The sequence below is a fragment of the Paracoccus yeei ATCC BAA-599 genome (genome assembly GCF_000622145.1).
In the GTDB taxonomy this organism is placed as follows: Bacteria; Pseudomonadota; Alphaproteobacteria; order Rhodobacterales; family Rhodobacteraceae; genus Paracoccus; species Paracoccus yeei.
This window is the reverse complement of sequence record NZ_JHWH01000042.1, coordinates 1-12704: the sequence shown is the minus strand read 5'-3', so window position 1 is coordinate 12704 and position 12704 is coordinate 1. Positions and strand designations below refer to the sequence as shown.

The 12704-nt window shown below is 65.6% G+C and carries 12 protein-coding genes; 10 read left to right on the top strand and 2 right to left on the bottom strand.

Annotated features, from left to right (window positions below; translation table 11 throughout):
* The coding region (locus tag BU28_RS0116840) for an IclR family transcriptional regulator domain-containing protein (protein WP_028720494.1) at positions 1 to 401 on the top strand (401 nt) is incomplete at its 5' end.
* Positions 402 to 1157: 756 nt separating this feature from the next.
* On the opposite strand, the gene BU28_RS0116830 is transcribed toward BU28_RS0116840, so the two are convergent.
* On the bottom strand, positions 1158 to 1442 hold the full coding sequence (locus BU28_RS0116830) for a DUF1330 domain-containing protein (protein ID WP_028720493.1): 285 nt from the start codon (positions 1440 to 1442) through the stop codon (positions 1158 to 1160).
* Complete coding sequence (locus BU28_RS0116825; protein ID WP_028720492.1) at positions 1439 to 2146, bottom strand: GntR family transcriptional regulator; 708 nt, start codon at positions 2144 to 2146, stop codon at positions 1439 to 1441. The genes BU28_RS0116830 and BU28_RS0116825 overlap by 4 nt, the downstream gene beginning before the upstream one ends.
* Positions 2147 to 2247: 101 nt before the next feature.
* Between BU28_RS0116825 and BU28_RS0116820 the strand changes: the two genes are divergently transcribed.
* The 9 genes from BU28_RS0116820 to BU28_RS0116780 all read left to right on the top strand — a co-directional run bounded on the left by BU28_RS0116820 (position 2248) and on the right by BU28_RS0116780 (position 12406).
* Positions 2248 to 2850, top strand: coding sequence for an amino acid synthesis family protein (locus BU28_RS0116820; protein ID WP_028720491.1), 603 nt, complete (start codon positions 2248 to 2250; stop codon positions 2848 to 2850).
* Complete coding sequence (locus BU28_RS0116815; protein ID WP_028720490.1) at positions 2822 to 4555, top strand: alpha/beta fold hydrolase; 1734 nt, start codon at positions 2822 to 2824, stop codon at positions 4553 to 4555. Before BU28_RS0116820 ends, BU28_RS0116815 begins: the two co-directional genes overlap by 29 nt.
* Complete coding sequence (locus tag BU28_RS0116810) at positions 4552 to 5589, top strand: LLM class flavin-dependent oxidoreductase (protein WP_028720489.1); 1038 nt, start codon at positions 4552 to 4554, stop codon at positions 5587 to 5589. Before BU28_RS0116815 ends, BU28_RS0116810 begins: the two co-directional genes overlap by 4 nt.
* Positions 5589 to 7052 carry an aldehyde dehydrogenase gene (locus tag BU28_RS0116805; RefSeq protein ID WP_028720488.1) on the top strand — a complete coding sequence of 488 codons (1464 nt, stop codon included), beginning with the start codon at positions 5589 to 5591 and terminating at the stop codon, positions 7050 to 7052. Before BU28_RS0116810 ends, BU28_RS0116805 begins: the two co-directional genes overlap by 1 nt.
* An 82-nt stretch (positions 7053 to 7134) precedes the next feature.
* Positions 7135 to 8139: an ABC transporter substrate-binding protein gene (locus tag BU28_RS0116800; RefSeq protein WP_211254164.1), complete on the top strand. Its 1005-nt coding sequence runs from the start codon at positions 7135 to 7137 to the stop codon at positions 8137 to 8139.
* A gap of 65 nt (positions 8140 to 8204) precedes the next feature.
* The gene (locus BU28_RS0116795) at positions 8205 to 9041 is read left to right on the top strand and encodes an ABC transporter permease (RefSeq protein WP_028720486.1); all 837 of its coding nucleotides are present in this window, start codon (positions 8205 to 8207) and stop codon (positions 9039 to 9041) included.
* Entirely contained in the window at positions 9041 to 9841 is an 801-nt protein-coding gene (locus tag BU28_RS0116790; RefSeq protein WP_028720485.1) for an ABC transporter permease, read from the top strand. The genes BU28_RS0116795 and BU28_RS0116790 overlap by 1 nt, the downstream gene beginning before the upstream one ends.
* Positions 9838 to 10926, top strand: coding sequence for an ABC transporter ATP-binding protein (locus BU28_RS0116785; protein WP_028720484.1), 1089 nt, complete (start codon positions 9838 to 9840; stop codon positions 10924 to 10926). Before BU28_RS0116790 ends, BU28_RS0116785 begins: the two co-directional genes overlap by 4 nt.
* A gap of 34 nt (positions 10927 to 10960) precedes the next feature.
* Positions 10961 to 12406, top strand: a complete 1446-nt coding sequence (locus BU28_RS0116780) for an NAD-dependent succinate-semialdehyde dehydrogenase (protein WP_028720483.1) — start codon at positions 10961 to 10963, stop codon at positions 12404 to 12406.
* The last annotated feature ends 298 nt before the right edge of the window (positions 12407 to 12704 follow it).

Here is a 12704-nt window from a genome sequence, read left to right as displayed (position 1 = left end):
GCCCGCTGCGGGTCGCGCGCACGGTGATCGGCCCGCATCTGGGCCTGCACCAATGTCCCCCCGGCCTGCTGCATCTGGCCGCCTTCAGCCATGCCCGGCTCGAGGCGTGGCTGGACCGCAACGCCTGCCCCGGCGGGCCGGTGGCGTCGCGGTCGCGCTTTCGCAGCGACCTGACCGGCTTTGCGGCCGAAGGCTTCGCCCTGGGCCCGGTCGGCGACGATCAGGACCTGACCTGCCTTGCCGCGCAGGTGCATGACCACGCCGGCCGCCCGGTCGCGGTGCTGTCGATGACGGTTCCGACCAGCCGCCACGACCGCCAGCCGCGCGCCTTCCGCAATGTCGCGGCCGAGGCGGCGCGCAGCATCTCGGCCCGTCTGGGATATGGCGGACGCGATTCCTGAACCTTTTCGGTATCGCATCATACCGCCGGGCTTATCGCCTTGGCGGCCCCGGATATGCCAGCCTGCGCCCTGTCGAACAAAGCGACCGCGCATCCCCGCAACAGGGGCCGGCAGCAGCCGGACCGCGCGTCGAGGAGGAGGAAAAGAATGCTGCGGCGGGTATGTCATGATACTGTCCGCGATCTTGTCCGGCATCCCCCGGTCTTGCGACCTGTCATAAGGCCATGACGCGCGACTAGGAGGAACTGCCCATGTCATCACCTATCATCCAACACCCTGGGCTTCATGGCGGCGCTGGCGCCGCCTTAGCCGACGACAGGCACGACATCCTGGTGGTGCTTGCCGACAGCCTCGGCTTTCCCAGCATCGGCCCATTCAGGGGGCGAGATCAGCACCCCCGATGCTGGACCCCAAGTTCGACGAGGTGCCGGTGCGGCACCGTCCCCGGTGGCGAACCTCGCCACCGCGTTTGTCCTGCGCAACCGCAACTGAAATCGTCGCCTTGTCGACATCCAGCCCGGTGAACATGTCATCCTGAATTCGGTCTCCCCCATTCTTGAGGCTCGGGGCCAGCCAATCTGGCGCAACTATCGCATGGAGAATGCCGCGGGAGAGGCCACAGACACAGTCAACTCGCATCGCCACCAGGGGGGTTAAGGGGCATTCGCGTTGAACCACGAAACCATTCCGGCAAGTTGTCCTGCACCACGGCCCACCGCCGCCGCCCGCGCATCGGCCAAAATTCTGGCCTTGCGGTTACACGCCCGCGACGATCACCACATGGGCGACGCATGCTCCATCACGCTTGTTGCGCGCCGCTTGATATTCAGGCGAGGCATAGCAAGCCCGCGCTGTCGCAAGATCGGCGAATTCGATCACCACATGACGGTCGAGCGCCGGACCTTCAAGCACCTCGGCCTCGCCACCCTGCGCCAGAAAGCGGGCGCCGTAGCGCGCGAAGGCGGCGGGCGCCAGCGCGCGATAGCCGGCATAGGCCTCCGGATCCGTGACCGTGACATGGGCAATCCAATACGCACTCACGACACGCCCTTGATCTTTGTGGCCTCTTGGCTCTCCAGCAGGCGCTTGGCGATCTGCGCCGCCTCGGTCAGGTGCTCACGGACGGCGTGTTCGGCGGCATCAGGATCGCGCGCCAGAATAGCCTCGGCAATGCACTGCATCCGCGCCTGACCCGAGACACGGCGGTCCGTGGATGCCAGCGTCAGAGCACGCAGCCGCGAGATGCGCCCATTCAGGCGGTGGACGATCTCCCAGGCAATATGGTGCCCGGCCGAGGTAAAGATCTCTTCGTAGAACCGCGTCGTCGCGTCGTAGAGCACCTGCGGATCGTCCGACTCGAACGCCTTCTGCAGCAGGTTCAGCGCCTCGGCAAGCCGCGCACGCGCCGCATTGTCCGCATTCCGCGCAAAATCGGCGGCGGCGGCGGCCTCAAGCCGCAGGCGAATGTCATAGATCTGCCGCGCCCGCTCCCAGTCCAGCGTTGCCACGACGGGCCCGCTGCGGGGCAGCACCTCGACCAGCCCTTCGGCTTCCAGATAGCGGATCGCCTCGCGTATGACCGAGCGGGAAACCCCAAGCTGGTCGACCAGATTGCGCTCGACCAGTCTGAGCCCCGACGGAAAACGCCCCGACACGATGGCTGCGCGTATCCGCTCGACGGCGATTTCGCGGAGCGTCTGAGGAACGTGGTCGATTCGAAGATCGGCGAACTTTTCGTTTTCCATACCTTCCTTTCTACCGCGCCCACGGCGGCCGCACAATAACTGATTGACATACGGTATGTTGGTATACCAACGTAGGGCATACGAATCGAGAGGGCCAGCCCATGACTGCGGAAATTCGAAAGACGCTGCTGAATGTCGAAACCACGCTGATCGAAGGTGGGCGCGCTGCCCCCACCCCGTTGAAGCTGATCACCGCAGCCGCCGTGCTGAAGAACCCCTGGGCGGGGCGCGGCTTTGTCGAAGACCTGAAACCTGAAATCCATAGTGTCGGCCCGATCCTGGGCGAGTTGCTGACCAGGATGATCATCGACGAGGCCGGCTCGGGCGACGTGGTCGAGGCCTACGGCAAGGCTGCCGTTGTCGGCCTGAACGGCGAGATCGAGCATGCCTCGGCGCTGATCCATACCCTGCGCTTCGGCAATCACTACCGCACCGCCGTTGGCGCAAAATCCTATCTGGCCTTTACCAACACGCGCGGCCCGGCGAATTGCCCGATCATGATTCCGCTGATGGACAAGAACGACGAAGGCCGCCGTTCGCATTACCTGACGATCCAGTTCGCGATTCCCGACGCCCCCGCCGCCGACGAAATCGTCGTGGCGCTGGGGGCGTCGATCGGCGGACGGCCGCATCACCGCATCGGCGACCGCTATCAGGATCTGAAGGATCTGGGCCATGATGTCTCGAACCCTGCGGCTGTCTGACGGCGCCGCCGTCCGCCTGCTTGAGGCCGGCCCCCGCGAACCGGGGCGTCGCGACGCGGTGCTGCTGATCCACGGCGTCGGCATGCGGGCCGAGGCTTGGGCGCCACAGATCGACACCCTGTCCCAGCATTTCCGCGTAATCGCCGTGGACATGCCCGGCCATGGCAACAGCGACCGCCTGCCGGCCGATGCCCGGCTGCCCGATTTCGTCGCCTGGGCCGCCCGTGTCGTTGAGGCGCTGGACTTGGGTCCGGTGAATCTTGCCGGTCATTCCATGGGCGCGCTGGTCGCGGCGGGGCTTGCGGTCGAGCACCCCGACCTTGTGCGGCGGCTGGCACTTCTGAACGCCGTCCATTTCCGCGCACCGGCGGCACGACAGGCGGTGCTGGCCCGGACCGAGCAGATCGCCAGGGGCGACCTGAACTCCGATGGCCCGCTGTCGCGCTGGTTCGGGCCCAACGACATCGCCGTGCGCAACAAGGTGGCGGGCTGGCTGGACCGGGTCGATCCGCAAGGGTATGCGACCGCCTATCGCGCCTTTGCCGAAGGCGATGCGATCTATGCCGACCGGCTGGCGCAAATCGGTTGCCCGACGCTGGTGCTGACCGGGGAAGGCGACCTGAACTCCAGTCCCGAAATGAGCCGCGAGATCGCGGCGCTGATCCCGCAGGGCTATCCGCTGATCGTCGCCGGCCACCGCCACATGGCAAACCTGACCGCGCCCTATATCGTGACCGACGCGCTCAAGGACTGGCTGCGCCGCAGCACGACCCAAGGAGAGGCGATGCCCCCGATCGATCCCCGCGCGCTGCGCGACGCCTTTGGTTGCTTCATGACCGGGGTCACGGTGGTCACGACCTTCGACCGAGACGGCAAGCCGCTGGGCTTTACCGCCAACAGCTTCAGCTCGGTTTCGCTCGATCCGCCGCTGCTGCTGGTGTCCATCGCCAAGACCTCGCGCAACTTCGCGCATTTCCAATCAGCCTCCGGGTTCGCCATCAATGTCCTGGCGGAAGATCAGAAGGACATCTCGGCCACCTTCGCCCGCCCGGTCGAGGATCGCTTTGCCGATCTGGGCTGGGCGCCGGGGCCCTTGGGCTCGCCTGTGATCGAGGGCGTCTCGGCCTGGTTCGACTGCGCGCTGTACCAGATCGTCGATGCCGGCGACCACGCCGTCCTGATCGGCCGGATCGAGGCCTTTGCCGCTTCGCAGGAACCGGGCCTGGGCTATTACCGCGGCGCCTATGTCACCCCGGCCGCCACGGCGGCGCAGATGCCGGCGGGACCGGATGTGCTGATCTCGGCGATCATTGAAAGCCAGGGTCAGGTCCTGCTGCTCGACGACACCCAGGGCGGTCTGGCGCTGCCGGAAACGCGGGTTGGTCGCCAGGGCATCCAGCCTGCGCTGCAAGCCCTGCTGGACAGCACCACCCCCGGCGCCGCGCCGGGCGAGATCTATGCGGTTTACGAAGGCGAGACCGAGGGCCGCCAGCACATCGCATTTCGCTGTCCGACGACCACGACGTCGACGCTTCTGGGTCGTTTCGTTCCGCTGTCGGACGACGCCCTGCAAGCCGTCACCGATCCGGCCGGCCGCGCCATGCTGACGCGGCTGGCCCAGGAATCCCAGCTTGGCAACTATGGCGTCTATTTCGGATCGCACAAACAGGGCCAGGTCACGCACAAACAGGGGAACATGGAATGAAATTCTCTCTCTTCATTCATATGGAGCGCGTTTCGGCGGCGGACGACCAGAAGAAGCTTTACGATGAAATGATCGAGTTGTGCCGCATCGCCGACGAGGGCGGGATGCACGCCATCTGGACGGGCGAGCATCACGGCATGAACTTCACCATCGCGCCCAATCCGTTCCTGAACCTGATCGACATCGCGCGACGCACGAAAAACGTGCGCCTGGGCACCGGCACGGTGATCGCTCCGTTCTGGCACCCGATCCGGCTGGCGGGCGAAGCTGCGATGACCGATCTGATCACGGACGGCCGCCTGGACCTGGGCATCGCGCGCGGCGCCTACAGCTTCGAATATGAACGCATGGTGCCGGGGTTGGACGCCTGGGGCGCGGGCCAGCGCATGCGCGAACTGATCCCGGCGATCCAGAAGCTGTGGCAGGGCGATTACGAACACCAGGGCGAATACTGGCAGTTCCCCAGGACCACCTCCTCGCCCATGCCGGTGCAGCAGCCGCACCCGCCGATCTGGATCGCGGCGCGCGATCCCAACAGCCATGAATTCGCGGTGGCGAACGGTTGCAACGTGCAGGTCACGCCCCTGCACCTGGGCGATGAGGAAGTCGTCAACCTGATGGGCCATTTCAACGCAGCCTGCGAGAAGAACCCCGACCGTCCGCGCCCGCAGATCATGGTCCTGCGCCACACCTATGTCGCCGACAGCGAAGAGGACGCCCGGCGCGGTGCCGAAGAACTGAACATGTTCTACAACTATTTCGGCGCGTGGTTCAAAAACGAAAAGCCCATCAGCATGGGCCTGATCGAGGAAATCACCCCGGAACAGGCGGCCAAACACCCGTTCTATTCACCCGAAGCGATGCGAAAGAACCAGATCGTCGGCGAAGCCCCCGAGGTTATCGAGCGCATCAAGTCCTATGAGGCGTTGGGTTACGACCAGTTCAGCTTCTGGATCGACAGCGGCATGAGCTTTGAACGCAAGCGCGCCTCGCTGGAACGCTTCATCCGCGACGTGATGCCGGCGTTTGCCTGATGGAACGCTTGCAGCATTACATCGACGGCCGGTTCGAGGATGGGGCAGAACGCTTTGACAGCCTTGATCCCGCGACCGGCGACCCTTGGGCGCGCGTTCCCGACGCCAGCGCGGCGGATGTGGATCGCGCGGTGCGCGCCGCCGACCGCGCCTTTCGCGCCCCGCAATGGGCCGGGCTGACGGCCAGCGCACGCGGCAGGCTGATCGCGCGCCTTGCCGACCTGGTGGCCGAGGCCGCGCCCCGCCTGGCGCGGCTGGAAACCCGCGACACCGGCAAGATCATCCGCGAAACCGGCAGCCAGATCGCCTATGTCGCCGACTACTATCGCTATTACGCCGGGCTGGCCGACAAGATCGAGGGCGCGCACCTGCCCATCGACAAGCCCGACATGGAGGTCTGGCTGCGGCGCGAACCCGTGGGCGTCGTCGCCGCCATCGTGCCCTGGAACAGCCAGCTGTTCCTGTCGGCGGTCAAGATCGGCCCGGCGCTCGCGGCGGGCTGCACCCTGGTCGTCAAGGCCAGCGAGGACGGCCCCGCCGCCATGCTGGAATTCGCAAAGCTTGTCGATCAGGCCGGCTTCCCGCCGGGCGTCGTCAATATCCTGACCGGCGGGCCGCAGGCCGGAAAGGCGCTGACCACCCATCCGCTGGTTGCGCATATCGCCTTTACCGGCGGGCCCGAAACGGCGCGCCACATCGTGCGCGCCTCGGCCGAGAACCTGTCCAAGACCTCGCTGGAGCTGGGCGGCAAGTCGCCCTTCATCGTCTTTGACGACGCGGACCTGGACAGCGCGACGAATGCCCAGGTCGCGGGCATCTTCGCGGCGACGGGGCAAAGCTGCGTCGCGGGCTCGCGCCTGCTGGTGCAGCGCAGCATCAAGGACAACATGCTGGCCCGCCTCAAGGCCAAGGCCGAGGCGGTCCGCATCGGCGCCCCCGACGACATGGCGACCGAGGTCGGCCCGCTGTGCACCGCCCGCCAGCGCGACCGGATCGAGCGCATCGTGGCCGAAAGCCTGGCGGCCAGGGCACGGCTGGTCACCGGCGGCAAGACGCCCGATGGCGCGGGCTTTTACTATCCGCCGACCATCCTGGACTGCACCGACGCCCCCGATGCCCCCTGCCTGACCGAGGAACTGTTCGGCCCAGTCCTGTCTGTCATGGCCTTCGAGGACGAGGCCGAGGCGCTGCGCCTTGCCAACGACACGCAATACGGGCTGGCCTCGGGCGTGTTCACCCGCAGCCTGACGCGGGCGCACCGCATGATCCGCGGCATCCGCGCGGGCATCGTCTGGGTGAACACCTACCGCGCCGTCTCGCCCATCGCGCCGTTCGGCGGACACGGGCTTTCGGGCCATGGCCGAGAAGGCGGGCTGGCGGCGGCGCTGGATTATACGACCGTCAAGACGGTCTGGCTGCGCACGTCGGATGACCCGATCCCGGATCCCTTTGTCATGCGCTGAACATGACCCGGCACGAGGGCGCCCGACCGCCCCCGGCGAACGACACAACAACAAACGACAAACAGCGGAGAAGAAAATGCAGATGAACGCCTTTGCCCTGGCCACCCTGCTGGCCCTGTCTTCGGGTGCAGCCCAAGCCCAGCAGATGGTCTTCACCTCATGGGGCGGGACCACGCAGGATGCGCAAACCGAGTTCTGGGCCACGCCCTATAGCGAAAGGACTGGCACCGCCGTCGTCCAGGACGGCCCGACCGACTATGGCAAGATCAAGGCCATGGTCGAGGCCGGCGCGACGAACTGGGATGTCGTCGATGTCGAATTCGACTGGGCTTTGCAGGCCGGACAAAAGGGCCTGCTGGAGCCGCTGGATTTCACGGTGATCGACAAGGCCGCCCTGGATCCCAGGTTCGTGTCGGATTATGCCGTCGGCTCGTTCTACTATTCCTTCGTGATGGGCTGGAACGAGGCGAACTTTCGGGGCGACAAGCCCGCCACGCTGGCCGACCTGTTCGACACGCAGAAATTCCCCGGCAAGCGCACCTTCTACAAATGGTCGGCCCCTGGCGTGATCGAGGCCGCGCTTCTGGCCGACGGCGTGGCGCCGGACAAGCTTTATCCGCTGGATCTCGACCGCGCGTTCAAGAAGCTCGATACCATCAAGGCCGACATCATCTGGTGGGAAGGCGGCGCGCAAAGCCAGCAGCTTCTGGCGTCGGGCGAGGCGCCGATCGGCTTTTTCTGGAACGGCCGCCTGGCAGCGCTGGCGGCCGACGGGATGCCGGTCGGGGTTGCCTGGGACAACAACATCACCGCCGCCGATGCCCTGGTCGTGCCCAAGGGTGCGCCGAACAAGGCCGCCGCCATGGCCTTCATCGCCGAGGCGACCAGTGCCAAGGCTCAGGCCGATTTCGCGGCCAAGACGGGTTACGCGCCGATCAACATTGGCTCGGCCGAGCTGATGGACGCAGAGATCCGCAAGACCCTGCCCGACACCCAGACCGCGACACAGATCAACGCCGACATGGCCTATTGGGCCCAGCACCGCGACGAGATCGGAACGCGCTGGTACGCCTGGCAGGCCGAGTAAGGCCAAAGACGCGACCGGCGGCCTCCCGGACGGGCCGCCGCCCCCATCCGCGAAAGGTGATCCCCATGTTGTCCTATCTGTCGCCTGCGCGACGTGGCTCGGGGCTGGGCACGGCATTGCCGGCATTGCTTCTGCTTCTCGCTTTCTTCGTCATCCCCGTTGCCGCCCTGCTGAGCCGGTCCGTGACCGAGCCGGAGTTGGGCTTGCACAATTACAAGACGCTGCTGGGGTCGGCGACCTATCTGCAGATCTTCCTCAACACCTTCATGGTGTCGGCGGTGGTGACGCTGGTCACGGTGCTGATCGCCTTTCCGGTTTCCTGGGCACTGGCGATCATGCCGCCGCGCCTGTCCAGCACGATCTTTGCCATCATCCTTTTGTCGATGTGGACCAACCTGCTGGCCCGGACCTACGCCTGGATGGTGCTGTTGCAGCAGACGGGCCTGGTGAACCGGATCCTGATGAGCATCGGCGTGACCGAGCGGCCGTTGCAGCTGACCAACAACCTGGTTGGGGTGACGATCGGCATGGTCTATATCATGCTGCCTTTCATGATCCTGCCGCTCTATGGGGTGATCCGCAAGATCGAACCGGCGGTCCTGCAAGCCGCCGCCCTGTGCGGTGCAAGCAAGACCCAGGCCTTGTGCCGGATCCTGCTGCCGCTGGCCGCGCCCGGCATCGCATCCGGCGCGCTGATGGTCTTTGTCATGTCGCTTGGCTATTTCGTCACGCCCGCGCTGCTGGGCGGCACGTCGAACATGATGGTGGCCGAACTGATCGTGCAGCAGGTCCAAAGCCTTGTGAACTGGGGCATGGGTGGGGCCGCGGCCTTTGTCCTGCTGGTCATCACCCTTGCGATCTATGCGCTGCAACTGCGCCTGTTCGAGCGGGAGGCCCGCTGATGCTGCTGGACTTCGACAAGTTGGGCGCCTGGAAATGGATCCTGTCCGCAATCTGCGCACTGATGGCCCTGTTCCTGCTGCTGCCGATCCTGTTCATCGTCGCCCTGTCCTTCGGCGATTCCCGCTGGCTGATCTTTCCGCCGCCGAACTGGACGCTGAAATGGTATCATGAGCTTTTCGCCGATCCGCGCTGGCTGGCGGCAGCGTGGACCTCGGCCAGGATCGCGCTGATCGTGATGGTGCTGTCCGTGGCCCTGGGCCTGCTGGCCTCGCTTGCGTTGACCCGCGGCACATTCAAGGGCCGGGCCGTCCTGCGGGCCTTCTTCCTGACGCCGATGGTCCTGCCGGTGGTCATCATCGCCGTGGCGCTTTACGCGGCGTTCCTGCGGCTGGGGCTGAACGGCACGCTGGTGGGCTTCGTCATCGCGCATCTGATCGTGGCGCTGCCCTTCTCGATCATCACCATATCCGGGGCGCTGGAGACCTTCGATCCGTCGATCGAGGACGCGGCGATCCTGTGCGGCGCCAGTCCGTGGGAGGCGCGCTTCCGCGTCACCCTGCCCGCCATCAGCCACGGCCTGTTCTCGGCCGCGATCTTCTCGTTCCTGATCTCCTGGGACGAGGTCGTGCTGGCGATCTTCATGGCCTCGCCCACGCTGCAAACCCTGCCGGTCAAGGTCTGGGCCACATTGCGCCAGGACCTGACCCCGGTGATCGCCGCCGCCTCAACCCTTCTCGTGGGCCTGACCGTGATCCTGATGATCGTGGCCGCCCTGATCCGCAAAGGCAAATCCAGATGAGCAGCCCCTATCTGCATATCAACGGCATCCGCAAAATCTTCGGCGATGTGGTCGCGACCGACCATGTCGAACTGGAAATCGCCGAAGGGGAATTCATGACCTTCCTTGGTCCCTCGGGCTCGGGCAAATCCACGACGCTCTATATCCTTGCGGGTTTCCAGGATCCGACCGCGGGCGACATCAGCCTGCGCGGGCAGTCGATCCTGCAGACGCCGTCCCACAAGCGCAACATCGGCATGGTGTTCCAGCGCTATACCCTGTTCCCCCACCTGTCGGTGGGCGAGAACGTGGCCTTTCCGCTGCGCGTACGTCGTGCGCCGCAGGCCGAGATCGCAGCCAAGGTCAGGCGCGCCTTGTCTTTGGTTCGCCTGGACGGGTTCGAGGACCGGATGCCCGCCAAGATGTCAGGGGGCCAGCAGCAGCGCGTCGCACTGGCCCGCGCGTTGGTCTATGATCCGCCGGTTCTTCTGATGGACGAGCCGCTCTCGGCGCTGGACAAGAAGCTTCGCGAGGAGATCCAGCACGAGATCCGGCGCATCCACCAGGAAACTGGCGTCACCATCCTTTACGTCACCCACGACCAGGAAGAGGCTCTGCGCCTGTCGGACCGGATCGCGGTGTTCAACAGGGGCAAGATCGAACAGGTCGGCACCGGCCCGGAACTCTATGCCAGTCCGGCCACGCATTTCGTGGCCGACTTCATCGGCGACAGCGCCTTCCTGGCCGGCGAACTGGCCGCGGTGCGCGCAGGACAGGCCAGCCTGCGCTTTGCGGACGGCACTGTCCTGGCCGATGTCCCGATGCACGGAACCGGCGCGGCAGGGACCAAGGCGGAACTGATGCTGCGCCCCGAGCGGATCGAGCTGACCGCCCGGCCCGGACCGCAGGGCGCGTCGCTGCCCGTGACCGTCGAGGATGTGACCTTCCTTGGCAACAACAGCACGGTTTCGGCCCGAACCGGCTGGGGCGAGGTGCTGTCGGTCCGGATGAATTTCGGCCACCCGATGATGGGCCAGGTGCAACGCGGAGACGCGCTGCATGTTCGCTGGCAACCGCAGGACGCGCATGTGTTCGCCAAAGCCTGAACCCTCTGCCCGAGAACCCCTGAAAGGGACCACCATGCTGACCTTGAACGACTCTTCCCTGCTGACCGACAGCTGCCTGCTGGACGGCGCATGGGTCAAGGCCCGCTCGGGCGCCACGATCGCGGTGGCGAATCCGGCGGACGGGTCCGAGGTCGGCCGGGTTCCGTCCTTGTCCCCCGAGGAGATCAGCGAGGCCATCACCGCCGCTGACCGCGCCTTCCAGGGGTGGCGACTGCTGGCCGCCAAGGACCGCAGCATCATCCTGCGCCGCTGGTTCGACCTGATGATCGCCAATTCAGACGACCTGGCGGCGATCATGACGGCCGAGCAGGGCAAGCCGCTGGCCGAAGCGCGGGGCGAGATCGCCTATGCCGCCAGTTTCGTGGAGTGGTTCGCCGAAGAGGCCAAGCGGGTCTATGGGGACACCATCCCGGGGCCCCAAGCCGACAAGCGCCTGACCGTCCTTCGCCAGCCGGTCGGCGTGACGGCGGCAATCACGCCGTGGAATTTCCCGGCGGCGATGATCACCCGCAAGGCCGCACCGGCCCTGGCCGCGGGTTGCACCATGATCGTGCGGCCCGCCGACCTGACGCCCTTGACCGCGCTGGCGCTTGGCAAGCTGGCCGAGCGTGCGGGCGTTCCAGCGGGCGTCTTGCAGATTGTCACGGGCGAGGCGCGCAGCATCGGCAAGGTGCTGACCGATTCCGATACGGTGCGCAAGCTGTCCTTCACCGGCTCGACCGAGGTGGGGCGCATTCTGATGGCGCAATGCGCGCCTTCGATCAAACGCCTGTCGCTGGAACTCGGCGGCAATGCCCCCTTCATCGTCTTCGATGATGCCGACCTCGATGCGGCGGTCGAGGGCGCGATGACCGCCAAGTTCCGCAATGCCGGCCAGACCTGCGTCTGCGCCAACCGCTTCCTGGTGCAGCGCGGCGTCTATGACGCCTTTGCCGGCAAGCTGGCTGAACGCGTCGCTGCCCTGAAGGTCGGGCCAGGCACCGAAGCTGGCGTCGCCATCGGCCCGATGATCGAGGAGAAAGGCGCCGCCAAGGTCGAGGCCCATATTGCAGACGCGCTCGCCAAGGGCGCAAGCCTGATCACCGGCGGCAAGCGTCTGGGGGGGCTGATGCTGGAGCCTGGCGTCCTGACCGGCGTCACGACCGCCATGGCCGTGGCGCAGGAGGAAACCTTCGGCCCCCTCGCCCCGCTTTTCGCCTTTGACACTGAGCAGGAAGCGATCGCCATGGCGAACGATACGATCTTCGGACTGGCGGCCTATTTCTATACCCGCGACTACGCCCGCGTGGTTCGCGTCTCCGAAGGCCTTGAATACGGCATGGTTGGTCATAACACCGGTCTGATTTCAAACGAAATGGCGCCGTTCGGGGGAGTCAAGCAGTCGGGCCTGGGTCGCGAGGGATCGAAATACGGGATCGAGGAATATCTCGAGATCAAATATGTTTGCTCGGCCTTGTGACCTCTGATGGCGGACTGCGTTCTTAGGTGACTTGGAGGGCCTTTTCGATCATCTACGAGTCGCTCAAAGCTGGCCCCGGAAATCTGAACAGCGCGATAGGTGGATTTTCTGCTCACAGAGGCGATGATGATCGCTGTAGAAGGAGCGGCTTCATGGCAAGACGACCCTGGCCGCGCCCACTCGCCGTGGACTTGCCCGGAAAATGTGGAGAGCACCAACTGAGGAACCAGGAGGTGTTCTATGAGAAACGGGAACAGACCGACGCCGGAATTTCGGCGTGAAGCGGTGCGGCTGGCGC

What these genes read in the sequence shown, in the direction of transcription:
- BU28_RS0116825 (WP_028720492.1), bottom strand. Translation starts at nt 2,146, where the DNA reads ATGGAAAACGAAAAGTTCGCCGATCTTCGAATCGACCACGTTCCTCAG.
- BU28_RS0116785 (WP_028720484.1), top strand. Translation starts at nt 9,838, where the DNA reads ATGAGCAGCCCCTATCTGCATATCAACGGCATCCGCAAAATCTTCGGC.
- BU28_RS0116810 (WP_028720489.1), top strand. Translation starts at nt 4,552, where the DNA reads ATGAAATTCTCTCTCTTCATTCATATGGAGCGCGTTTCGGCGGCGGAC.
- BU28_RS0116815 (WP_028720490.1), top strand. Translation starts at nt 2,822, where the DNA reads ATGATGTCTCGAACCCTGCGGCTGTCTGACGGCGCCGCCGTCCGCCTG.
- BU28_RS0116780 (WP_028720483.1), top strand. Translation starts at nt 10,961, where the DNA reads ATGCTGACCTTGAACGACTCTTCCCTGCTGACCGACAGCTGCCTGCTG.
- BU28_RS0116795 (WP_028720486.1), top strand. Translation starts at nt 8,205, where the DNA reads ATGTTGTCCTATCTGTCGCCTGCGCGACGTGGCTCGGGGCTGGGCACG.
- BU28_RS0116805 (WP_028720488.1), top strand. Translation starts at nt 5,589, where the DNA reads ATGGAACGCTTGCAGCATTACATCGACGGCCGGTTCGAGGATGGGGCA.
- BU28_RS0116790 (WP_028720485.1), top strand. Translation starts at nt 9,041, where the DNA reads ATGCTGCTGGACTTCGACAAGTTGGGCGCCTGGAAATGGATCCTGTCC.
- BU28_RS0116800 (WP_211254164.1), top strand. Translation starts at nt 7,135, where the DNA reads ATGAACGCCTTTGCCCTGGCCACCCTGCTGGCCCTGTCTTCGGGTGCA.
- BU28_RS0116820 (WP_028720491.1), top strand. Translation starts at nt 2,248, where the DNA reads ATGACTGCGGAAATTCGAAAGACGCTGCTGAATGTCGAAACCACGCTG.